The sequence below is a fragment of the Armatimonadota bacterium genome, from assembly GCA_017993055.1.
Lineage (GTDB): Bacteria > Armatimonadota > UBA5829 > DTJY01 > DTJY01 > JAGONM01.
The window spans coordinates 18,888-41,397 of the sequence record JAGONM010000033.1 but is presented as its reverse complement, the minus strand read 5'-3'; the positions used below and the strand labels follow the sequence as shown (position 1 = coordinate 41,397).

The following is a 22,510-nucleotide window of genomic DNA, read 5'->3' as shown; positions in this document are numbered from 1 at the left end:
GCGCCCGGCCGCGCCAATCGTACCTCACAGCCGGCCTCAAGACCCGAAGGAAACCCGCTTCCTCGACTGACTCCGTCATGGTAACTCCGGTTACCATTGCCGCTCCCGCGCCCGCCTGCTACAATGCTCCCGACAGACGTTCTCGAAAGGACTTTCAGGCATGGCGAACGCATCTCGCGCCCCCATCGCAAAGGACTACGGTTTCGAACCGGAGGTACTTCAGGCCGCGCTGGCCGACATCGCGGCGCTCGAATCGAAGTTTCGCGACATAGTCGACACCGCGCCCGCCACGGTCTGCTGGCGCGTGCTGGACAGAGTTGCGGCAGAGGCGAAACCCGATCTGAGCGGATGCCGAGGCGGGTTCGTCTCGGTAGACCATGCGGTCAACACGTTTCTGAACCGGCTCGTCGGGCTGAGGAGCGCCATCACAACCGACACGGACGCCCTGCTGGCACCCGGCGAGCGCGTCAGGAGAGACGAGGCCGTCATCGGCTATCTGGAGGAGATCAGGAAGCACTACATCGGGACTGCGAAGCAGTGAGCCGAGCGCGTCACCGGGGTACGCCGGCGGGAGCTTCGATCGGAGGGGACGGATATGTGTTCCGCACTGCTCTGGGGCCTTGGGATATACGTCATACTTTGGGTGGTCTGCCCGCCGGTCGCGGGGATACTCACCGCCCTGGTTCTGGGCTGGATCATCTCGCGTCTGCTCATTTTCTTCTTCGGGATATGCAGCGGGGAGAAGTGAACCCAATCGCCGGAGGGGATACTCATGGGATGCGCGTACCTGATACTGATGTCCATCCTGCTCGTTCCGGGGTTCCTGCTCATCCTGGCAGGCGCGTCATCCCCGCCGCTTGCCATCATCGGGCTGGTGATGTGCGCCTTCGCGGGGGCGCTCACCGCGAAGCTCTTCGGCCCGAGGTAGGCCGTCTGTCCGCCGCCCGGCGGCGCAATGGGAACGCTCGCCCGGAAGACCGCGGAGGAGAATCCACTTGATCATCAGCGCCAGCAGAAGAACCGACGTACCCGCCTTCTACTCGGACTGGCTCATGAACCGCATCGAGGCCGGACACTGCTGCGTCGTCAACCCCTTCAACGCGAACCAGGTGTCCAGGGTCCCGCTTGCCCCGCAGGACGTGGACGTCATCGTCTTCTGGACGAAGAACGCCACTCCGCTGATGCCGCGCCTCCCGGAGCTCGACTCCCGGGGGTATCGGTACTACTTCCAATACACGGTGAACGGCTACCCGGCTGCGCTCGAGCCGGGCCTTCCCCCGCTCGACGAATGCATCCAAACGTTCCGCCGCCTCTCGGACCTGATCGGCCCGGAACGGGTGATATGGCGGTACGACCCCATCATCGTCAGCGACGAGACATCCGAGGAATATCACGCCTCCCGGTTCGAGCTGATAGCCGGGCGGCTCTCCGGGGCGACCGGACGGGTCGTCATAAGCGTGGCCGACGAGTACCGGGCGGCCAAAGGGCGGCTGAGGCGGCTGGAGATAGGTTACCGCCAGGCCGACCCGGAAGCGCCCGCGTTCGGCGGAATGATGCGCCGGCTGGCGGAAGTCGCGTCCGGCGCCGGGATGGAGATATTCTCGTGCGCGGAGGTTCTCGACCTGACGCCGTTCGGCATCGCGCCGGGGAAGTGCGTGGACGACGCTTACATCCGCCGTGTGTTCGGTGTGGAGGTCGTCGGAAGGAAGGACAAGACGCAGCGCCTGGAGTGCGGCTGCGTCGCCAGCAAGGACATCGGCGCGTACGACACGTGCCTGCATGGATGCGCCTACTGCTATGCGACCAGGAGCGCCGGGGCGGCGGCGAAGAACCGCGAGAACCACGACCCCATCTCCGCCTCGCTGGTCGGATCACACGAATGCGACTCCGAAGAGAACCCGACCGGCCAGCGTTCCCTCTTCTGAAAGGAGCATCCCATGTTTGAGTTCAGCGCTCTTGGGTGGCCGGCAGTCACTCTGGCCGCAGCCGTCGTCGGCACGTGGCTCGCGGCCCGGGCGGTGAGAGTGGCCTCACTGCGGCGTATCGCCCGCACCCGGCTCAGGGACTCGAGCCCGGACGCGCGGAGGTTCGTCAAGCGCCTCGGCAAGGCCGAGCTTGCGGCATACGGCTCGGTCACGCTCGCCGAGTTCCTGTGGGTATGGCACAACATCAACCCGGACCTGATCCAAGCCGCCGACTTCGCAAGCGCGGAGTCCATCACTAGCGGCTGGGACTTCGCCAACTACATTCACGGCGCATATGACTCCCTGCCCGCGGCCGGCAAGGAAGGCTTCCTGTCGCGCCTGGAGGGTTACGTCGCCGAGCAGCACGTGGCGGCGGCGTTCGACAAGGCCGGTTACGCGGTGCAGGTGGCGGAGACCTCGAACCAGCCGGTGTGGGACCTGCTGGTGGACGGCCATGCCGTGAACGTCAAGAGCGTCGCGGACATCGGCAGCATCAAGCAGGCGGCCCTCGATCACCCGGACATCACGTACATCGTGCCGGAACACATCCATGCGACGGCAGAGCTGCCGAACGTCTTCCCGATGCCAGGATTCGACCACGACGCGATCAAGGAGAGCGTGAAGGACGGCGTCTCGTCGGCGCACGGCGAAGGTGCGGCCGATGCGCTCGGGGTCCATCTTCCGGTGATCACGATCGCCTTCGCCACCTATCGGAACTACAAGCTGGTGAAGGACTACGGCAAGGAGCCGATGGTCGCGAGAGGGCACGGCATCGTCGAGAGCGTCGGGCGCGGGGTGGGAGTCGTGGCGGGCGGCAAGGTCGGTGCGGCCGCGGGATTCGCGGTCGGAGGCCCAGTCGGTGCGGTCCTCGGAGCGATCGGACTTGGCATCGCCGGGGCGATTGCCGGCGGTGGCGTCGCCGAATGGTTCAAGAGCCGCGAGCTTCGAGCATCCCTGGCCGAGCTGGAATCGGCCCTGTACGACTTCGGGGCGAGTTTCCGCTCGAAGATGCCCGCCATACGCTCCCTGATCTCTGCCCGACTCGCACGGGCGGAGGAATCAAGATGCGGGCTTGCGAGGGAGCTTCGCAGGCGCTGGTTCAACCTGAGGACGCTCCTCTGGCCCGATCTCTGCACGGTGACGCTCGGCGAATCGGTCGCCGTTGCGGACGGGAGCATCGCCCGGGCGAGGGAGCAGACCTCGAAGGCTCTTGCTCGGCTGGGAGATATCGAGCGCACGGGGGACTGGAAGTCGCTCGGCCTCATCATGGCGAACGCCCCTGAGGTCAGGAACAGGGTGGGCTTCGACCGCGGGCTGCTGGACCGCATCAAGGCTTTCAGGGCGAAGATACTGAGGGAACGCAAGCGCCTCAACCCGAAGCTGGACCTGCCGGGTTAGCCCCCGCAGTGAGACGTCTCCCAGATGAGAGCCTCGGGGACGCCGATGTGCGCGTCGGCGCGATTCGCAAGCCTGTTCGTTGCAGCATGCCTCGCATTCGCCCGCGCAAGATCAACCGGTCGGCGGCCTGACCAGTCCTCGACCTCCCGGTCGAATCCGCGGTCAAGCAGCAGATCCACCAGCTCGGGATAGCCCTGCGAGGCCGCCGCGTGGAGTGCGGTGCATCCGTCATGATCCCGCGCGTCAACGGTCGCGCCCTTGTCGAGCAACGCCGCCGCCATCGCCGAGTGCCCGTTGGACGCCGCTAGGTGGACGGGCGTTCTCCCCATCCAATCCCGGCTGTCCGGGTTCGCGCCGTGACGCAGCAGTTCGAGGGCGACCTGAGGCCGACCGGTCTCGCTCGCCGCATGGATCGCGGTTCGCCCGTTCCGGTCCTCGCGCCCGATGGATGCGCCCGCAGACAACAGCAGCCTGATAACTCTCGCTCCTCCCGAGAAGGCCGCGCACATCAGCGGGGTCGCGCCATCCTTGTCAGGCGCGTCAATGTCGGCGCCCTCGTCCACCAGCGTCCGGCACGACTCGAGGCAGCCTAGCGCGGCGACATAGTGCAACGGCGTGTTGCCGTTGATATCCCTCGCATCGGGGTCGGCGCCGAAGCGGCAGAACAGCTCAACGATCTCAGAATCACCAAACGAGGCCGCATGGTGCAGAGGAGTGAACATGCTTCCATCTCGGAGCGCACACAGGCGAGAGTCCCTGGCCAGCATCCGCCGAAGTGTGGCGGTCTGACCGGACATCATGGCGGCGTAGACCGCGCCGAGCGCCTCTTCGTCGCCGGGATCGAGGCGGAAATTGTCGTCCCGGGCTTCCGTTCTGACGATCACGGAACTCATGTAGGTGACCGTCCTCTTGGCGATCAGGCCGTTGGCTCCCGTATAGAGGTGATCTCGTATGATGCGGGGAGACTCGAATCCGCTGGTCACCGATCTGACAGAGGCACATCCTGGTTTCACGACGTCACCCAGCCCCGACGCGGTGGCTCGCGCCTCGACGGTCTTGATGATTCTCCTCGCGACGGATGAACCGGCGTTGATGACCACGAACAGGGCCCCCGGCTTCGCGGCGCGCAGGAGGTCCACAAGTTTTCTCGATACGGCGCCGGGGTTCGAGCCCGCGTCGTTCAGGCAGTTCTGCACGACGTAGATGTCTACCGTCCCGCGCCTTACGCGGCATGTGTCGCTGGAGCACGTACCGCAGTCGCGCAGAAGGCTGCAACTCACCCTGTTTACCCCCAGACCGCCTGACCAGCACGGCTTGATCAAACTCGAGAGCGTCAGGTCGAGGTAGGGCCGCCAGCCGTCGATGTTCACATCATGAAGGCTTACGTTGATGTGCTCAACGCCCTTGAAATGCTCGGAGACGAAGGACGACAGGCCCAGCAACTCAGGCGCGGGCCCACAGCCTATCATGCAGGCCTCGATCTTCGACCTGTCGAAGACGGGGCCGGTCACCGATGAGGGAAGCGACTCCAGCACCTGGTGAAGTGGAGCCACATAGTGCGGGAAGTACGCGACCATGTATGCCTCGCCGGTGTCCGGGTCGCCGTAGTCCACGCACGGCACCTCTCTGCGGAACTCGCGCCGCATCGAGGACACAGGCGCTCTCAGGGCGCAAACGCGGGAGACATCATCTATATGCAGCGAGTCGACTATCGCGGGCAGCGGGTTGTACGCGAGCATCCTCCAGGTCCCTCCTGTCAGTATTCGGACTGACAGTATAAGAGGAAACCTGGCTTGGGCAAATAGTAACGTTGGTTACGTCAAGCATGACGGTCTGTTGTTATCTACTTGCGTTGTCTCGGTCGAAGACCGAGATCCTCGGCCGCGCGTCGGAGAGTCGGAGCTTCCATTCCGAGCATACGGGCAGCCTCAGCCGCGTTGTCCGGGTGCTTCTGCAGAGCCTGTGCGATGAGTCGCTTCTTCTCGTTCTGGAGATAGTCGAACAGGCGGAAGCCGTCGGGCACTTCCTCCTCGATCGAGGACTGCGTCTTCTCGACGGATGCGCGCAGTCTGGCGTTCTCGAGCTTGAGCGTCGTCAGCTCGGCGGACAGGGCCTCGACCGACTCCTGCAGTTCGCCCTCTTGCGCCAGGTGGTCGATTCCTAGGTCATTCAGGTCAACCGCATAGTGATAAGGTGCCGAGAACTGGCGCATGTATCTCGGGTGGAGGGCGATCGCCGTGGCCGGGATGATCCTCCGGTGTACAAGAACGACCCAGGCCCACTGCATCTGCGGGGTGCCGCTGCTGATCTGCACCGAGTACTCGGCATCACGGCGAGAGTGTTTCGCGACGATCTGGACGCACTCTGCCCTCATGGCGCGAAGGACCCGAGGATAGTCGGTGGGATCATCGAGCAGCATCGGACGATGCTCGACCTCCGGGTTGTTCTTCGCAAACGAAGGGATCAGTCGGGCGGTCTCCGACGCCCGCTTGTTGAGTCCGGCAACGTGCAGGAGAAAGATCTCGTCGAAGTCGAGTTCCTCTACCAGCGTTAGGATCGGCCCCGGCATCGACTTGCCGTCGCCGTAGGGGTCGCTATTACCGACGCAAGAAACCAGTATCTTCACGGTCCAGACCTCCACATCAAGTTGCACATCCCATTCGGCACCTCCGGAGTCCGTCTGTGCCAGGAAGGATGTTATACCTGGAACGGCTACTCAGTCAACCCGGGGCCCACAGGTGGAGCCCAAGGATTGGTACTATTACCGGGTGGGCAGGGATCGATGCCTGGCCGGTTCAGGCATGGGAGCCGCAGGCATCGGAGGCTGCGCGCATGCGCCTTACGTCGCCGAGACTAGAGACGCGAGATCGTCGAGAAAGGTGCGGTCGTAGTCCTCGTCAACATGGTTGGAGTTCCAGAGCCCGGAGGACCTGATCCGCTCCTTCGGGCAGTTCCGTCCGAGCCACCCATCAGACGGCGGATCGAGTTCCTCCTTGCCGAAGTTGCTCAGGAGCGCGATCGCGTTGCGCTCGATGTATCCCCGAACGCTATCCGGACCAGGGGCGTCATCCGCTTCCAGCCAGAGGAAGGGCATGCCGCCGATATAGAGGCTGACCAGGCGTTCGAGCTCGATCTCTTCCTCGCGGTTGCGTTCCTGCCTGGGGACATTCCTTCCCCATGAGCCGCAGGAAACGCCGTCACGGGACGCGACAGCCTGTCCCACCAGCAGCCGGAAGACGGAGGCCCTGTGGTTGCCGGCGCCGCTGCACGCCCTTCCCCTGTGCGCGCGCAACCGGCTCCAGAGCGTGGTGGCGCTGTTTGCCTTCAAGGCATGGGTACCCACACGGACGACGCGGAGCCCTACCCCGGTGTCCGAACGGACCTGCCCCTTCTCGAAGAAGAAGTAGACGCCACGTCTGGGCCAATGCATGTTCCCGGTGCACTCCATCAGCGACCGGCACCCGCCGACTTTGCGCTCCAGGTCTTCCATCGTGCGATAGAACCGGCGCAGATCAGCCAGCCGTGTCATGGCTTGCCCTGCGTGTCCAGCCATTGAAGCTGCTTACCGATAGTCAGGCCTTCCATCGGGACCGACACCTCCGCACACAGGGTGCGAAGTGCGGGCATTACAAACTCCCTGTATCGGGACCCGGCTAGGACCTGGACGCGGTCCGACGGCTTGATGACCCGGCTGAGGTCGCGGGACACGCGATCGGCCCATGCAAGCCTCTCCGCGATCGGCATCCGGTTGAGCGTGCGGTCGTAGTCCACGATCACGGTATCCGGGCACAGAAGGCCGTGCTCCGCGGATAGGATGTACCAGGCGTCGCCCACTCGTTCGGCGTATGCCCTGGCCTTCCGGAAGAAGCTCGAGCAGTATAGGTCCTTGGCCTTGCAGGGTCCGGGCTGCTTCCGCGACACGCATGATACCAGTACCACAGTTCTGCCTGTCACTGCAGTCATAGCTATCTCCGCCAGTGCCATCGAAGTCGGCGATGCACCGGCCCTACGACCCAGGCCGTACTCCGCCCGGCCGGACGATCGCAAACAGATGGCTGTGGTTCGCGGCCGTCAGCCTGAAGTGACTCGGTAAGGTCATTACAGCTCTCTCGTGCGGCAATATCGGGATCAGCCGCTCGCCGAGGTCAGTCGAAACTCGACCTCATACAACATAAGGCGAACGTTCGGGAGCGGGGATAACGCATACTTCAAAGCATTGTCGCCTGAATGCGCGATCACTAGACCCTCGACCTTCTCATCAGCCGAGGCGAGTTCCTTGCCTACCCAACCCATATACCTGAGCACCTGCCCCACTGTCGCGTCGCTTGTCTGTCCCCGCTTCAACTCGATCACCAGCCAGCGGGTCTGAGTCTTGTGCCTGCATAGAATGTCAATGTACCCGACCGCACAAGGGTACTCGATGCCCGTCAAGCGATCACCGTCCTCGGAGTAGATATCCCACTCACTTGCGAGCTCAGTTCCTGCCCAGTTGTCTACCAGGAACTCATGGAGATGACGTTCGAGGCCAAACGCCTGGCCGGGAGGAGTGACACCAGTGGATGTCTCCTTTGGAGTAACAACGGGGGGCTGAGGCACTTCCGGCTGCACCAATGCCCACCAGACCGCGTCCAAAGTCCAGAGATCCAGCTCCAAATCAGCCGAAATGCGCTTGATGAGATCATTGATCCTTGAGTACTTCGCCCCAACGGTAGCACCCCTATCGAAGGCCGGCCAGAGTCCGATCTGCTTGAGCGCTCCCTCGGCCGTGTTGTTCCAGACAGCGTACTTCTCAGGGTAAGCGACGTGGAGAAAAGCCGTGATGATGGCCTTGCCCATACCCTGAACCCCGGCAACCGCGTTGTCGATCCGCTCCTCCACTGGCCGGCCTTCGTCAGCCAGTACGTAGAGCACATTCCGAAGAGCTGGAGGATCTGCGAATATGAAGCCAACCTGCCGGTGGAGTCCGCCCCAGTGCCTGTTGTTGCGGAAGTCCAAGAACGACCGGAACTCGTCAAGATTGACGCTGCCAAGACTGTCAGCCCTGAAGAGAGGGCCGTAGTGGCCGATCACCTGTTCCTTCGCAGCAGCTATCGGTCCTACATCCGGGTGACTGAGCGCAGACGGCAACTTCTCGCGCAGAGCCGTGATTGCGGCCTCGTAGTCTGATAGGCCGGCCTGAATCGGACTCCGACTCGACATGCGGATACCTCCTGTCTCGTGGCAGGACCTGCCGGGAAGTGCGCTGATCCTCGGATATGCGATCGGTATTGCATTCGCCGATGCCTTGACAACTTCCTCTAGTCGGCTTAAGATGAGGCTGTTCCGCACGGGCGCCCGTGCGGATGGTTGGCGGCCCGGCAACTGCCAGCGACCGGAGCGATCCACATTCCGGTCATCACGGCACTCCTGCAGTCCTCGGAGTCTTCGGGCGGTCTGCATCGAGAATCAGTTGTAGGGAGTCACGCGTGACCCGCGAGTTCAATGAGCCCGAACTTCGGTTCTTCCAAGATGCACCGGCGGACCTTCCGAGCAGGCCGAACCTCGCCAGTTCGCTATGGCATCATATGACCAGCTGGTTGACATAGGGGTATAGGCCGAATGGCGATTAAGAAAAGCGAACTCTACAGCCACCTTTGGCGAAGCTGTGACGAACTGCGCGGCGGCATGGATGCCTCTCAGTACAAGGACTATATTCTGACCCTGCTCTTCGTCAAGTACGTCTCTGACAAGTACGCCGGACAACCGGACGCACTTCTTGAGGTTCCTGAAGGCGGCAGCTTTGCCGATATGGTCGCGTTGAAGGGTGACAAGGATATCGGCGAGGGCATCAACGTAATCATCGCCAGGCTGGCGGAGGCCAATGAACTCAAGGGCGTGATAGACCTTGCCGACTTCAATGACCCCGACAAGCTGGGCAAGGGCCAGGAGATGGTAGACCGCCTTACCAACCTCGTCGGCATCTTCGAGGAGTCGGGGCTCGACTTCAGCAAGAACCGGGCGGAAGACGACGACATCCTCGGCGACGCTTACGAGTACCTGATGCGGAACTTCGCGGAGCAATCGGGCAAGAGCAAGGGGCAGTTCTACACTCCCGCCGAGGTATCCCGCATCATGGCGAAGGTCATCGGCGTCGGACAGGCGACGAGTTCCGCCCAGACCATCTACGACCCGACCTGCGGATCGGGCTCACTGCTTATCAAGGCGCACGATGAAGCCCCGAGCGGACTCGACTTGACTATCTACGGGCAGGAGATGGACAACGCCACCGCTGCACTTGCGAGGATGAACATGATCCTCCATGACTGCCCGGCTGCGGCGCACGATATCTGGCAGGGCAACACCCTTGCCGACCCGCACTTCAAGAATCCGGACGGAAGCCTCAAGACGTTCGACTTCGCCGTGGCCAATCCGCCGTTCTCGACGAAGTCCTGGAGCCAGGGCTTTGACCCCTACAACGACCGCTATGAGCGCTTTGTGGACGGCGTGCCGCCGAAGAAGAACGGGGACTATGCCTTCCTCCTGCACCTCATACGTTCGCTGAAGAGCACCGGCAAGGGCGCGATCATCCTCCCGCATGGTGTCCTCTTCCGGGGGAACTCGGAGGCGGTCATCCGCAGGAATATCCTTCGCAGGGGATACATCAAGGGAATCATCGGCCTCCCTGCCAATCTGTTCTACGGCACAGGCATCCCCGCGTGCATCATCGTCCTGGACAAGGAGAGCGCCGCCGGACGAACAGGCATCTTCATGATTGACGCGAGCAAGGGTTTCGTGAAGGACGGCAACAAGAACCGCCTGCGTCATCAGGACATCCACCGGATCGTAGACGTCTTCAATAATCAGAGGGAAGTCCCAAGATATTCGCGCATGGTCCCGATGGCGGAGATCGAAGGCAATGACTTCAACCTGAACATCCCCCGGTACATTGACGCCACCGAACCGGAGGACCTCCAGGATATCGAGGCACATCTTCTTGGAGGCATTCCCAACAGAGACGTGGAGGTTCTGTCGGAATACTGGCAGGTGTTCCCCTCGCTGAAGGATCAGCTTTTCATGCCGGGGGACCGGGCAGGCTACAGTCAGATGAGAGTCGACGCCGCTGAAGTCAAGCCTACGATATGCGCGCGGCCTGAGTTTGCGGCGTACACCCAGGCGGTAGCCACCTTGTTTGACAGGTGGAAAGATGCCCATGTTGCGACACTGAAAGGCATCTCGACCGATACCAAGCCCAAGCAGTTAATCGAAGTTCTGTCGGAGGACATGCTCTCGACCTTCCGGGACGTCAAGCTGATAGACTCCTACGATGTCTACCAGCACCTGATGAGTTACTGGTCCGACGTCATGCAGGACGATGTGTACATGATCGCTTCGGACGGCTGGGCTGAGGCAAGCCGTCTCCGCCTGGTAGTTGAAGACAAGAAGGTGAAAGAGAAACCCGATCTGGTACTTGGCAAACGGAAGTACAAGGCCGACCTGATTCCACCTTCCTTGCTGATCGCCCGGTACTATGCGGAAGAGCAGCAGGCCATTGATGCGTTGGAGGCGGAGATCGCCCGACTGGCGCAGGAAGTGGAAGAGATGAGGGATGAGCACGGCGGAGAAGAAGGGCTCCTCTCCGAGGTCATGGCCGAGAACGGAAAGGTCACGAAAGGGGATGTGAAGTCGCGCCTCCGTGAGATCAAGGGTGACTCCGATTTCGCTGACGAGCGCGAGGTGCTGGAGAAGTACCTCGCCCTTGTCGAGAAGGAGTCCGAGACAACGAAGAAGATGAAGGACGCCCGGAAGGCGCTCGATGTGAAGCTGGCAGCCAGGTACGGAGAGCTTACCGACGAGGAAGTGATCGTGCTGGTGGTGGACGACAAGTGGCTGGCATCCCTTGCCGCCCATGTGCGTTCCGAACTGGACCGGGTGTCCCAGTCACTGACCGGACGCACCCGGGAATTGGCGGAACGCTATGCTATTCCTCTGCCGAAGCTGGGAGAAGAGGTCGAAGATCTGAGCACCAGGGTGGATGAACACCTGAAGGATATGGGATTCGCATGGAAGTGAAGCCGGGCTACAAGCGGACTGAGGCGGGGATAATCCCGCAGGACTGGGAGGTGGTCAGCCTCGGCGAGGTCTGTCGCATGAAGAGCGGTGAAGCAATAACCTCTGCTAAGATCGATCAGTTCTCGACCTATCCATGCTATGGTGGCCATGGCCTCCGAGGATTCACGGCTCGGTTTACCCACGAGGGAAGATACGCACTGATTGGGCGGCAAGGGGCTTTATGTGGCAACGTGTTAGGGGTGGATGGAAGGTTCTTTGCATCTGAGCACGCAGTTGTGGTGACGCCCCTTGCCCAGACTGAAATCCGGTGGCTTACCTATGTGCTGGAGCGAATGCATCTCAACCGTTATTCCGAGTCGTCCGCTCAACCGGGACTATCGGTGTCGAAACTCCTAAGCATCAGACTTGCTGTTCCATCTACAAAAGAGGAGCAACGCAACATCGCCGATGCCCTGAGCGATGTGGACGCCCTCATCGGTTCGCTGGACAAGCTTATCGCCTGTGTTTGACAACCCAAAAGGGGCCCACCTTGATCACGTAAAAGGGACCCACCCGGACAAATGCATTACTCTTTCTTGCCGGCCTTTCGTTTGAGGCTCTCCCGGAATCGGTAGGAGTCGCCGTTCATCTCCAGGATCTTGCAGTGATGCGTCAGCCGGTCGAGCAGCGCCACCGTGAGCTGCTCGTCTCCGAAGACACTCGTCCACTTCGCAAACTCCAGATTGCTCGTCACGATCAGCGATCCCCGTTCGTATCTCGAGCTTATGAAGTTGAAGAGCAGCCTCCCTCCGTCCTGAGAGAAGGGAACGTACCCGACCTCGTCCAGCACCACAAGCTCGTGCTTCTCAAGCCTTGCCTCAAGTTTCGACAATTGGCGGAGTTCTCTCGCCTCACACAGCTCATTCACCAGGCCGGCTGCCGTGTAGAACCTGACTCTCTTTCCCTGTCCGCATGCGACCGTCCCCAGCGCGATCGCAAGGTGGGTCTTGCCGACCCCGGTCGGACCCACCATGATCAGGTTCTCGCGCTCTGAGATGTACTCCCCGCCTGCCAGGTGAAAGACCGATTCCTTTGAGAGGTTCGGCAGATTCCCGAACTCGAATGTGTCGAGCGTCTTCTCTACCGGGAATCTCGCCGCCGACAGACGGCGCTTCCTCATGTTGCTTTCACGCTGACAGACCTCTGCCTCCATCAGATGCAGCAGGTACTCCACATATCCGATCCGGCTTGCCGCGGCATCCTCCGCCATCTTCGCATAACTCGCTGCTACCGTCGGCAGCCTCAGCTTCCGCAGGTACGCCCCGAGCAGCATGTCGGGCTGGTTCATCTCGCACCTCCCGCCAGCAGCCTGTCGAAGTGCGATGTGTCCCTTTCCTCTACAAGGACCTCCGGTATCCCTTCCGGCAGTATCGCTTCTCCCGTTACCCGCGTCTCTTCGTCGAATTGGCAGAGCAGATTCTTCACCGCGTCTGCATCGCATGTCCCGTAGAGCAGCGCCATCTCCATCGCATCGGCGACAGCCGACTCGGGATAGACGGCGGTAAGCTCCAGGACCTTGAGGAACGATCTCCGTGCCGCCACCCCCGGCTGCTCCGACTTCAGTCTCTCCAGAAACCTTGCGTATACCGGCGCGAACTCGCTCCGCTTGATCGGCCTGGCGTATTCCACAGCTTGCGGCTTCCTGCCGAGCCCGGAGAGATAGTGCGCTACCGAGAGACTCTCCTCTCCCTTCCCGAGAAGCCGCTCGTGAACCGCCGCCACCCTGCACGCATCCGATATCTCCACGCGGTCCACGTATGCCTTCAGGAACAGATCCCGGCTCGAGTACGCATCCGGCACCGAGTAGGAGTTGCCCTCGAACCGCACCATCGACAGCTTGTTCGACCTGACCGGGTGAAGACGGAAGCATTCGAAGTGCCGCTTCGGCAGCGCCAGGAGATTCGTCTTCTCCTCCGCGAACATCTCCCCGATGCTTGCCTTCATCCCGCCGATCACCCGGCGATCTTCTTCAAGGCACTTCCGGTAGAGGTATGCGTTCAGCTCCGCGAAGTCCTTTACCCTCGGCACCGGTACGAACCAGTTCCTTCGCACATAGCCGACCTGGCTCTCTACCTGACCCTTCTCATGAGGTTCTCCCGGATTGCAGAAGTGGCTCTCGAACAGATAGTGACTCCGGAAGCCGACGAACGTCTCGATCTCACGCCTCTTGTCTCCCCGGATCGCTCTTGCCGTCGCCACCGTCAGGTTGTCGTAGCTGATCCGCCTCGGCACCCCTCCAAAGAAGTCGAACGCTCTCACGTGGGCCGACAGGAACGCCTCCTGCTTCTCAAACGGCAGCCCCACTACGAACGGGCGGTGCGAGTGGCAGAGCTTGATGATGAAGAGGCTGACCTCCAACTCCCTGCCGTCCATCATAACCTTTGCCGCGCCGAAGTCGGCCTGCGCGTCCTCTCCGGGATCGAAACACAGCGGAATGAACGACTCAGCCTTCTTCGCTCGTAACTTCCTTACGCACCTCCTGACCGTCGATTCTCCCCCTGCAAATCCGTGCTCTTCCCGGAGCCGCTCGTATACCCTGTGCGCAGTGTGACGCTGCTTCCTCGGCCGATCGACATCGCCCGCAAGCCACTGCCTGATGATCTCCTTCACCGGGCCGATTACCGGCTCCGCGGGCGGCTTCGCCCTCCGGTAAACCGGCGGAGACGGGTCCGCCAAGGCCTTCCTCACCGTCCTGCGGGAGTGGCCCATCGCCCGCGCGATCTCCCGGATGCTCCTCCCTTGCCGCAAGTGCGCTGTTCTGATACGCTCTTTCTCGTCCACCCGGACCACCTTTCTACCTCCGATATGACGTTTCTCTCAACTATCATATCGTAAGATCGGTTCTGTCCGGGTGGGCCCCTTTTGCGTTATCGAAACCGCCCCAGGTGGGCCCCGTTTAGTTTATCAAACACAATCGCCAAGAAGCGCGATATCAAGCAGGCTACCATGCAGCAACTTCTCACCGGCAGGACCCGCCTGCCTGGGTTCAGCGGGGAGTGGGACGTGCAGACACTGGGGGAGATCGGCCAGTTTTCCAAGGGGAGAGGGTTGTCGAAAGATGCGCTGTCCTCAACCGGTTGGCTTCCTGCCATTCCGTACACAGCTATCTACACTGACTTCGGGGAAGTCATAGCCGCTTCCCACATTCGGAACTACGCAAAGCTCCCGGAGAACACGCACACGATCAGTATGCCACATCTTCTCATCGCGAGCGCCTCAAACATGCTGGAGAACATCGGGCAGGCTACAGCCTTCACAGGGGGCTTCCCTGTAGCCGTTGGTGGTGATGTTCTGCTATACAGGACTTCTGCGGATGTATCCTTTCTTTCACGTCTCTTGAGTCTGCGGTCACATCGTAGTCGCATTGTAGCACTATCTCAGGGGAGCACGATTCGTCATGTATATGCGTCAACGTTCATAGATTATGAGGTGAGGCTCCCGCCTCTCCGAGAGCAACAAGCCATCGCCGGGGTGCTCTCAGACATGGACGCCGAGATCGCTGTGCTTGAACAGAGACGGGACAAGACAACACTGATCAAGCAAGGCATGATGCAGGAACTTCTCACGGGGAGGATCAGGCTGATATGAGCACCGTAGGCGAAAGGGAACGCGCGACGCAGAACCGGGTGATAAAGCTATTCCGGGACAACCTCGGGTACGACTACCTTGGCAACCGGCAGGACCGCGAGGATAATAGGAACATCGAGCAGGACCTCCTGCGCGCCTACCTGCAGAGGCGCGGCTATGACGAAGCACTGATCCGCAAGGCTCTGTATGAGCTCGGCAAGGTCGCGGGCGACCAGGCCAGAAGTCTCTACGATGTGAACAAGGAGGTGTACACCCTTCTTCGTTACGGCGTGCAGGTGAAGGCCGATGTCGGCGAGCAGTATGAGAACGTCTGGCTGATAGATTGGGAGAATCCACTGGAGAACCACTTCGCCGTCGCGGAGGAGGTCACCGTCAGCGGAAAGCACGACAAGCGCCCGGACGTGGTGCTCTACGTGAACGGGATCGCCCTCGGTATACTGGAACTGAAGCGCTCCATCGTCTCCGTCAGCGAGGGCATCCGCCAGAACCTCGACAGCCAGAAACCCGTCTTCATCGAGCGGTTCTTCTCCACAGCACAGTTGGTGATGGCCGGTAACGATACCGAAGGGCTTCGTTACGGGACTATCGGAACGCCCGAGAAGTATTACCTCAAGTGGAAGGAAGAGAGCGAGATCGAGAACCCGCTCCATCGGAGTCTCGCTCAGCTTTGCGCGAAGGAGCGCCTGCTGGAGATCGTCCATGACTTCATAGTGTTCGACGCAGGGGTGAAGAAGCTCTGCCGCCACAACCAGTACTTCGGCGTCAAGGCGGCCCACGACCATGTGAGACGACGAGAGGGCGGTATCATCTGGCACACGCAGGGCAGCGGCAAGAGCCTCGTCATGGTGTGGCTGGCAAAGTGGATTCGGGAGAACGTCACGAACGCCAGAGTACTGATCATCACCGACCGCACGGAACTCGACGAGCAGATAGAGCGGGTGTTCAAGGGCGTCGGCGAGGATATCTATCGCACTAAGAGCGGCCAGGACCTCGTCAGCCAACTGAATGCTGCCATCCCCATGCTGATGTGCTCCCTGGTCCACAAGTTTGCCGGCAAGGAAGAACCGGACATAGAGGGCTTCATTGATGAGGTGAAGCGCAATCTCCCTCCCGGCTTCAATGCAAAGGGTGACATATACGTCTTCGTAGACGAATGCCACCGTACGCAGTCCGGTGAACTTCACAAAGCCATGAAGGAAGTACTGCCTAACGCTATGCTCATCGGCTTTACCGGCACGCCCCTCCTGAAGGCGGACAAGCAGAGAAGCATCGAGGTCTTCGGCAAGTACATCCACACCTACAAGTTCGACGAAGCAGTGAAAGACGGCGTGGTGCTCGACCTGCGGTACGAGGCCCGTGACATTGACCAGAACATTACATCGCAGGAGAAGATTGATCAGTGGTTCGACGCCAAGACGAAGGGGCTGAACGATGTTGCTATCGCCCAGCTTAAGGAGAAATGGGGCACCATGAAGAAGGTGCTCAGTTCCCTCTCACGCTTGGAGAAGATCGCTGCGGATATCATGCTGGATATGGCGACCCGCGACCGCCTGCAGAGCGGCAGAGGGAACGCCATGCTCGTCTCCGGGAGCATCTATCAGGCATGCAGGCTCTATGAGCTTTTCACCAACAACGGCTTCGATAAGTGCGCCATCGTTACGTCCTACGTTCCGAACGTCTCGGAGATCAAAGGGGAGGAAACCGGCGAAGGAGTCACGGAGCGACTGCGCGAGTATGAGATATACAAGAAAATGCTTGCGGACTGGTTCAGGCAAGACCCCGAGCGGGCAGTCAACAGAGTCGAGGAGTTCGAAAAGGAGGTAAAGAAGAAGTTCATCGAGGAGCCGGGGCAGATGAAGCTCCTCATTGTCGTCGACAAGCTGCTGACCGGCTTCGATGCTCCTCCTGCGACTTACCTCTACATAGACAAGCACATGCGCGACCACGGTTTGTTCCAGGCCATTTGCCGAGTCAACCGACTGGACGGCGATGACAAAGAATACGGGTATGTCATTGACTACAAGGACCTGTTCCGAAGCCTTGAGACCGCCTTCATAGACTACACCTCGGAGGTGTTCGACGGCTTTGATGCCGAGGACGTTCGCGGACTCTTGAGCAACCGCCTGGTGAAGGCGAGAGAACAGCTGGAGGAGGCGCGAGAGGCAGTCAGAGCACTGTGTGAGCCCGTAGAGCCGCCGAAGGATACGGCTGCCCACCTGCGCTACTTCTGCGCCCGCGATACCACCGACAAGGAGGCGCTGAAGGGGAACGAGCCGAGGCGGATTGCCCTATACAAACTCACGGCCTCTTTGATCCGCGCATACGCCAACCTCGCAAACGAACTGCCTGAAGCCGGGTATACGCCGGAGGAGATCGAGCAGTTGAAGCAGGAGGTCGATCATTTCGAGAGGGCACGCACTGAGGTAAGGCTCGCCAGTGGCGACTATATCGACCTCAAGGCGTACGAACCGGACATGCGGCATCTCATAGATACCTACATCCGTGCCGAGGAAAGCGAGAAGATTTCCGACCTGGATGACATGAGCTTGATACAGGTCCTGCTTGAGCGAGGGGAAGAGGGGGTCAATGCGCTCCCCAAAGGAATCGCAGGCAACAAGGAAGCCGCTGCCGAGACGATCGAGAACAACCTGCGAAGGGTCATCATCGACGAGCAGCCAATCAACCCCAAGTACTATGAGAAGATGTCGGAGTTGCTGGACAACCTGATCCAGGAGCGCAAAGAACTGGCACTCGACTATGAGGAATACCTGGCCAAGATCGTCGAAATCACCAGAAGGGTAAAGAATCCCGGTGGCGGGGCGGACTACCCGCAGGCGATGAACAGCACTGCCAGAAGAGCGCTTTACGACAACCTCGGGAAGGACGAAGCCCTCGCCGTCACACTGGACGATGATATCCGCCGGACGAAGAAGGATGATTGGCGGGGGAACAGGTTCAAAGAGAAAGAAGTGCGCAACGCGATACGTCGACACGTGGAGGGTGAGGACTTCGTCGAGGAGATCTTCAACCTTGTGAAAAACCAGCCTGAGTACTGAACATGCATCAGATCACCGTCAACGACCTAACCGTGGATGTGGTCCGCAAGGACATCAAGAATTTGCACCTTGCCGTCTACCCGCCAGCAGGGAGGGTGCGCGTCGCCGTGCCCTTGCGCGTCAACGACGAGGCGGTGAGGCTCGCGGTTATCTCGAAGCTGGGCTGGATTCGACGCCAGCAGAGGAGTTTCCAGGAGCAGGAGCGGCAATCGGCGCGTGAGTACGTATCCGGGGAGAGCCACTACTTCCAGGGACTGCGCTACCTGCTGAACGTGATCTACCATGACGGCTGGCCCAGAGTGGAGCTTCGCGGTAAGAAGAGAATTGACCTGTACGTGCGGAAAGGCAGTGACACGGCGACGCGTGAGCGCATCTTTCTTCAGTGGTACCGTAGGCAACTGAAGGCTCAAGCTGCACCCATGATTGCGAAATGGGAGCCGATCATCGGCGTGACCGTGGCCGACTGGGGAATCAAGCAGATGAAGACCAGGTGGGGATCATGTAATGCGCAAGCGGCTCGGATATGGCTCAACCTGGAGTTGATCAAGAAGTCGCCGCAGTGTCTCGAGTACCTTGTGGTTCACGAGATGGTCCATCTTCTCGAACGCCTCCATAGCGATGCGTTCAAGGCTCATATGGATGCATTCCTTCCCCAGTGGCGACTGAATCGCGAGGAACTGAACCGCGAGCCGTTGGCGCACGAGACGTGGACGTACTGATTAGGCTCATCGCGGAGTCTGCACCCGGCAGTCGGCTTCCCGGAGCTACGGCACCGTAGTCTCTCCTATAGGTGGGCAGGGAGAATCATCGAATGGGACATCAGAGACTCAGATGGATCGCTTCCCTGACTCTTGTTGCTGCAGGGCTGTGATGGACAACCCAAGGGGGACCCACCGTGACAATGCGAAGGGGATCCGCCCGTATGTCTCCGGTGTTGCACCGGTTCAGTTGAGGCTAGCAGTCGGACGATACGACCATCGTTCCGGACCATACCCCGTCCGGTGTCAGGATGACGGCCTTCCCGCCCGCGCGCGCATGAGAGGGCGCGTGGAAGGCCCACGTCTTTTCGCGGGTCCGAACGGTCGCACGGGAAACGACCGTTCGGCGATCCCGGCCCTTCGCGCCGGCATCACAACCACTCCGTCCGCACCGAGGTGATCACCGGCGTGTACCCCGCGCCCCGCTGTGTGAGGCCCCACTTCACGGTGTTGCCCACTATGGTAGCAGGGAACGCCGAGAGGTACTCCGAATCGTCCCCGCACAGCTCGGCCGCGGAGAGGCTCGAGGTGCCGGCCACCGCGGCAAGGTCGAGCGACAGGCTGGAGGTCGATGCGAACGTCGTGGTCTTAAGCGACACCTCCGAGAATCCCCAGTACGGGAACGCGCCCGCCTGCAGGTGTATCCTGAGCGATGCAACCGCGGTCGGCGGGAAGAACAGGCGGATGTCGCCAATGCAGTGTACTATCTCATCTCCCGTAGAGTATCCGGGGAGGTAAGCGAGCCTTGCGCCGGACAGCGAGTATACGTTCCCGCTGGTTGATATCACATCCACCGAAACCAGATCGTGGCACAGCACAGGGAACGGGCGGAGCACGAGCGTATTCGCCAGCATGTTGGTCATAACGTCCGTAGGTACTTGAATCTCGAGGAACACGTCGGTGCTGCTTCCGGTCTCCTCGACCCACATGGTTCCGCGGTCGCCGTCGAGGCAGGCTTCTGCGTCTGCGCTTTCGAGATATGCAGTGGGCGCGGACCCATCGGTGTTGCACGCGTAGCGGATCTTTGTAGATGCGGGTATCCAGGTGTTGCCGGCAAGATCGGTCGCGGTTAGCCAGTCGGATTCGCCGGTTGTTCGGAGGGTTGCCTGGCCGAACTCGGCGCTGACGGAGGCGGTGGAATCGTCCGCGAGGTATCTTGTGTCGAACATGTCGATCGGTATTGCGCTGGACGCCGCGATCTGCGCCGATCAGATCTCGCTTGCCAGTGCCTCCAAGTCGTTGTGGGTCATTTTTTTTCTCGGGGGGGTCGATTTGTTACACGTGTATTCCTGGTGGAAAATGCCAATCGGCGGGGTCTTTTTGCGAAATTCGTGCGTGGAGGTGGCACCTGTACCTTTTCTCGCTCACTTAGTCTAATAACCCAAAGTAAGGGTTAGTAAGCTAATCAGTCAGTAAAGTACCTCAAATCTAATCTAATCCCCTAAGCTTTTTCGCGATTTCTCTAATAGTTTCGAATCCACATTCATTGTAATGCCAAACCCTTTAGCTTTAGCGATTATTGCCTCTGCGATCTCCTTGACCTTGTAGGCTGCGCAATCCTCATGATTCGTGATCGCCACGTAGATCCCATCATGCAGCCAGGCCACTGTCATCATGTCATGATCCTTCGCAACTACCGATTCGCCGGCAGCCATCATCGCGAACTCGTAACTCTGAACCTGCCGCGCCATCAGTGACCTAATGCACTCTGACTTCGAGTCTTTACCACCTACGGCCCCCACTTCGTGGATCTCACCATTGCAGTCGACGATGTAGCCAGCCTCAGCAATCTGATCCTTGATGCGCTCGCGGGCCGCCCATAGCGCACAGACCATCGGGTGCTTCAAGAAGCGGCGCGCGAGGTCCGGGTGGTCTTTCTTCAACCGGGCCTTCGACCCACCGTACACGGTGCAGTAGATCATCTGCTTGACATCATCTTTGCGGCTTAGATCGACACCAAGATCAGCGGTCAAGTTAGACCAGGGATCGCCCTTCAGCAGGTATGCATTCACCTCAGGGATGCCCCAGATCTTGGCAACGATTCGCAGCTGGCACTGGCTCATGTCGATGTTCCAGCAGCCGGCGAATACCGCAGCCCTGACAGCTCTGGGCAGCTGCATCAGATTGGCGCCGGCGGCAAATACGCGCGGGGAGTTGCAGGTGCATCTGTAGTAGGGCCCACGGTTGACTGCCAACAGCGTGTGGGCTCGCTCGTAGGCCTTCCAGCGTCGCATTCTTTCCTGGACTACCGGCAGCTTCGCGAATTTCTCGGCCAACTCTTTGCCGACCGCGCCCGTCATGGTCTTGATCCCACACCTGCACAGATCCCACAAGGTAACCAGATCCTGCTCGCGATCCGGACCTACGCCCAGGTCCCGACTCAGCCGATCCCAGAGGGGTCCCTGAGACACATACTCGACAAAGATCGGCGAATAGAGCAGTCGGGCAAGCGCAACATCGATGCCCTCCTTGTTTTCGCGGAGCAATGAGTTCACGTACTTGCCGACCCGCGGCTGACCCAGTCGAGAGATCATCTCCCGCACCTGACTGCCGGCTGGCAGTGTGGCAATGTACGCCTGAGCCTCATCAGCCTCCGCGTTTCTTTCTTTTCGTTCCTTGTAGGCGCTCCAGGACTCGCCGGTGACCATGTTCAACTTCTCAGGCTTGTCACGGTTACCCGCCCGACATGCCTCTATGTGTAGGGCTAGCAAGTCGGGTGGCAGCTCGATCCGGAGCGTCGCCGCCAGCCCACAGAAGTGGTTGCTGGGCACGATGTCGATCGGCACAGTGGTCGAAGTAGACCAGCGAGTCTCCACCTCCGCCAGCGGGGTGTTGCTCCCGAAGATCGTCTCGATCAACGGCTGTGGGACGACCGTATGGGTGCTTAACTCCTCGGCCACCATACCGGACGTGCTCCACAGCAGCAGTTTGCGCAGTTGGGGTGACGCGATCCCGTAGCTGGTAAGTCGCTTGTCGTAATCTTCGGTGATCCAAAGTGGTTTGAGGTTGTATGCCATCATCTCTCCTTCGTCCGGACTGTATTCTGAAGTCCCCATACGATGAGGCTGTTCCGTGGAGGCACCGGTAACTGACCTGTAACTCATACCGGTCGTAGTTTGCTGCATCTGCGATAACAGCAAACTACTCCTCCACACTTATTATAGTAGTGGTGGGGGCAAATATTAGTGGGGCAAAACTTAAAAATTTAGCCTGCAAACGCGAAAATGGGATCGAGTAGCCGTAAGCGACCTTGTCGGCGCCGCCGTCACCCCGGATGTCACTGTCGTCGGCAGGCAGTTGCGGCGCGGCGGTTTCCGAGGTATCGGCGACCCCCCGGAAGCATTAGATGCGACTTGAGCAGCCCGGGGTACGCGTGAAGAGCCGTTTCCCCCCACTTGTGGGGCGGTAATCCCGCCGTGGCGGCGTTAGGAGGCATGTTTTCGCCGGAAACGTCGTCCCGCAACTGGCGTGCGATCATGATGTAACTGCCGTGTAATCCTCATGCGATTGGCTTGTGATTCCCGCCGATCAACGGCGCGCACATGCCGAGCTGTACATATATCGCAGAATATGTCGGGGGCGGTCCGCCGAAGGCGGCCCGCCCGCATCCCATCGGATACGGGAATCAGCCCTGGGCTGAACGGGAGCGATGCATAAC

The 22,510-nt window shown here is 60.3% G+C and carries 19 protein-coding genes; 10 read left to right on the top strand and 9 right to left on the bottom strand.

Annotated elements, in window-relative coordinates:
- Positions 1–160: 160 nt before the first annotated feature.
- The 5 genes from KBC96_12160 (at position 161) to KBC96_12140 (ending at position 3,362) form a co-directional block, all read left to right on the top strand.
- Positions 161–541: a hypothetical protein gene (locus KBC96_12160; GenBank protein ID MBP6965149.1), complete on the top strand. Its 381-nt coding sequence runs from the start codon at positions 161–163 to the stop codon at positions 539–541.
- 54 nt (positions 542–595) lie between these two features.
- The gene (locus KBC96_12155) at positions 596–748 is read left to right on the top strand and encodes a hypothetical protein (GenBank protein ID MBP6965148.1); all 153 of its coding nucleotides are present in this window, start codon (positions 596–598) and stop codon (positions 746–748) included.
- Positions 749–772: 24 nt separating this feature from the next.
- Positions 773–928 (top strand): hypothetical protein, encoded by a 156-nt coding sequence (locus KBC96_12150; protein ID MBP6965147.1) that lies wholly within the window; start codon positions 773–775, stop codon positions 926–928.
- A gap of 67 nt (positions 929–995) precedes the next feature.
- On the top strand, positions 996–1,925 hold the full coding sequence (locus tag KBC96_12145) for a DUF1848 domain-containing protein (GenBank protein MBP6965146.1): 930 nt from the start codon (positions 996–998) through the stop codon (positions 1,923–1,925).
- Between the two features lie 12 nt (positions 1,926–1,937).
- A complete protein-coding gene (locus KBC96_12140) occupies positions 1,938–3,362 on the top strand; it encodes a hypothetical protein (protein MBP6965145.1) in 1,425 nt (474 codons plus the stop codon).
- On the opposite strand, the gene KBC96_12135 is transcribed toward KBC96_12140, so the two are convergent.
- The 5 genes from KBC96_12135 to KBC96_12115 form a co-directional block, all read right to left on the bottom strand.
- Positions 3,359–5,101, bottom strand: a complete 1,743-nt coding sequence (locus KBC96_12135; GenBank protein ID MBP6965144.1) for an ankyrin repeat domain-containing protein — start codon at positions 5,099–5,101, stop codon at positions 3,359–3,361. The two genes, KBC96_12140 and KBC96_12135, sit on opposite strands and share 4 nt — an antisense overlap.
- A gap of 104 nt (positions 5,102–5,205) precedes the next feature.
- On the bottom strand, positions 5,206–5,988 hold the full coding sequence (locus KBC96_12130; protein ID MBP6965143.1) for a hypothetical protein: 783 nt from the start codon (positions 5,986–5,988) through the stop codon (positions 5,206–5,208).
- A gap of 213 nt (positions 5,989–6,201) precedes the next feature.
- On the bottom strand, positions 6,202–6,891 hold the full coding sequence (locus KBC96_12125) for a hypothetical protein (protein ID MBP6965142.1): 690 nt from the start codon (positions 6,889–6,891) through the stop codon (positions 6,202–6,204).
- Positions 6,888–7,325, bottom strand: coding sequence for a hypothetical protein (locus tag KBC96_12120; protein ID MBP6965141.1), 438 nt, complete (start codon positions 7,323–7,325; stop codon positions 6,888–6,890). The genes KBC96_12125 and KBC96_12120 overlap by 4 nt, the downstream gene beginning before the upstream one ends.
- A 165-nt stretch (positions 7,326–7,490) precedes the next feature.
- The gene (locus tag KBC96_12115) at positions 7,491–8,561 is read right to left on the bottom strand and encodes a DUF1016 family protein (protein MBP6965140.1); all 1,071 of its coding nucleotides are present in this window, start codon (positions 8,559–8,561) and stop codon (positions 7,491–7,493) included.
- A gap of 399 nt (positions 8,562–8,960) precedes the next feature.
- Between KBC96_12115 and KBC96_12110 the strand changes: the two genes are divergently transcribed.
- Positions 8,961–11,411 carry a type I restriction-modification system subunit M gene (locus KBC96_12110; protein MBP6965139.1) on the top strand — a complete coding sequence of 817 codons (2,451 nt, stop codon included), beginning with the start codon at positions 8,961–8,963 and terminating at the stop codon, positions 11,409–11,411.
- The gene (locus tag KBC96_12105) at positions 11,402–11,920 is read left to right on the top strand and encodes a restriction endonuclease subunit S (GenBank protein ID MBP6965138.1); all 519 of its coding nucleotides are present in this window, start codon (positions 11,402–11,404) and stop codon (positions 11,918–11,920) included. The genes KBC96_12110 and KBC96_12105 overlap by 10 nt, the downstream gene beginning before the upstream one ends.
- 56 nt (positions 11,921–11,976) lie before the next feature.
- On the opposite strand, the gene istB is transcribed toward KBC96_12105, so the two are convergent.
- On the bottom strand, positions 11,977–12,738 hold the full coding sequence (gene istB, locus KBC96_12100; GenBank protein MBP6965137.1) for an IS21-like element helper ATPase IstB: 762 nt from the start codon (positions 12,736–12,738) through the stop codon (positions 11,977–11,979).
- Positions 12,735–14,231 carry an IS21 family transposase gene (istA, locus tag KBC96_12095; protein MBP6965136.1) on the bottom strand — a complete coding sequence of 499 codons (1,497 nt, stop codon included), beginning with the start codon at positions 14,229–14,231 and terminating at the stop codon, positions 12,735–12,737. The genes istB and istA overlap by 4 nt, the downstream gene beginning before the upstream one ends.
- Before the next feature lie 165 nt (positions 14,232–14,396).
- Between istA and KBC96_12090 the strand changes: the two genes are divergently transcribed.
- The 3 genes from KBC96_12090 to KBC96_12080 are packed head-to-tail and all read left to right on the top strand — an operon-like array spanning position 14,397 to position 18,813.
- On the top strand, positions 14,397–15,038 hold the full coding sequence (locus tag KBC96_12090; GenBank protein ID MBP6965135.1) for a restriction endonuclease subunit S: 642 nt from the start codon (positions 14,397–14,399) through the stop codon (positions 15,036–15,038).
- Entirely contained in the window at positions 15,035–18,094 is a 3,060-nt protein-coding gene (locus KBC96_12085) for a type I restriction endonuclease subunit R (GenBank protein ID MBP6965134.1), read from the top strand. Before KBC96_12090 ends, KBC96_12085 begins: the two co-directional genes overlap by 4 nt.
- Before the next feature lie 2 nt (positions 18,095–18,096).
- On the top strand, positions 18,097–18,813 hold the full coding sequence (locus tag KBC96_12080; protein ID MBP6965133.1) for a M48 family metallopeptidase: 717 nt from the start codon (positions 18,097–18,099) through the stop codon (positions 18,811–18,813).
- Positions 18,814–19,223: 410 nt separating this feature from the next.
- Here the strand turns inward: KBC96_12080 and KBC96_12075 are convergent, their stop codons facing one another.
- Both KBC96_12075 and KBC96_12070 read right to left on the bottom strand, forming a co-directional pair.
- Complete coding sequence (locus tag KBC96_12075; GenBank protein MBP6965132.1) at positions 19,224–20,021, bottom strand: hypothetical protein; 798 nt, start codon at positions 20,019–20,021, stop codon at positions 19,224–19,226.
- Between the two features lie 264 nt (positions 20,022–20,285).
- A complete protein-coding gene (locus tag KBC96_12070; GenBank protein MBP6965131.1) occupies positions 20,286–21,872 on the bottom strand; it encodes a hypothetical protein in 1,587 nt (528 codons plus the stop codon).
- Positions 21,873–22,510 lie beyond the last annotated feature (638 nt).

Coding starts and splice junctions, on each gene's coding strand:
- KBC96_12160 (MBP6965149.1), top strand. CDS start 161: ATGGCGAACGCATCTCGCGCCCCCATCGCAAAGGACTACGGTTTCGAA.
- KBC96_12155 (MBP6965148.1), top strand. CDS start 596: ATGTGTTCCGCACTGCTCTGGGGCCTTGGGATATACGTCATACTTTGG.
- KBC96_12150 (MBP6965147.1), top strand. CDS start 773: ATGGGATGCGCGTACCTGATACTGATGTCCATCCTGCTCGTTCCGGGG.
- KBC96_12140 (MBP6965145.1), top strand. CDS start 1,938: ATGTTTGAGTTCAGCGCTCTTGGGTGGCCGGCAGTCACTCTGGCCGCA.
- KBC96_12135 (MBP6965144.1), bottom strand. CDS start 5,101: ATGCTCGCGTACAACCCGCTGCCCGCGATAGTCGACTCGCTGCATATA.
- KBC96_12125 (MBP6965142.1), bottom strand. CDS start 6,891: ATGACACGGCTGGCTGATCTGCGCCGGTTCTATCGCACGATGGAAGAC.
- KBC96_12120 (MBP6965141.1), bottom strand. CDS start 7,325: ATGACTGCAGTGACAGGCAGAACTGTGGTACTGGTATCATGCGTGTCG.
- KBC96_12115 (MBP6965140.1), bottom strand. CDS start 8,561: ATGTCGAGTCGGAGTCCGATTCAGGCCGGCCTATCAGACTACGAGGCC.
- KBC96_12110 (MBP6965139.1), top strand. CDS start 8,961: ATGGCGATTAAGAAAAGCGAACTCTACAGCCACCTTTGGCGAAGCTGT.
- KBC96_12105 (MBP6965138.1), top strand. CDS start 11,402: ATGGAAGTGAAGCCGGGCTACAAGCGGACTGAGGCGGGGATAATCCCG.
- istB (MBP6965137.1), bottom strand. CDS start 12,738: ATGAACCAGCCCGACATGCTGCTCGGGGCGTACCTGCGGAAGCTGAGG.
- KBC96_12090 (MBP6965135.1), top strand. CDS start 14,397: ATGCAGCAACTTCTCACCGGCAGGACCCGCCTGCCTGGGTTCAGCGGG.
- KBC96_12085 (MBP6965134.1), top strand. CDS start 15,035: ATGAGCACCGTAGGCGAAAGGGAACGCGCGACGCAGAACCGGGTGATA.
- KBC96_12080 (MBP6965133.1), top strand. CDS start 18,097: ATGCATCAGATCACCGTCAACGACCTAACCGTGGATGTGGTCCGCAAG.
- KBC96_12075 (MBP6965132.1), bottom strand. CDS start 20,021: ATGTTCGACACAAGATACCTCGCGGACGATTCCACCGCCTCCGTCAGC.
- KBC96_12070 (MBP6965131.1), bottom strand. CDS start 21,872: ATGATGGCATACAACCTCAAACCACTTTGGATCACCGAAGATTACGAC.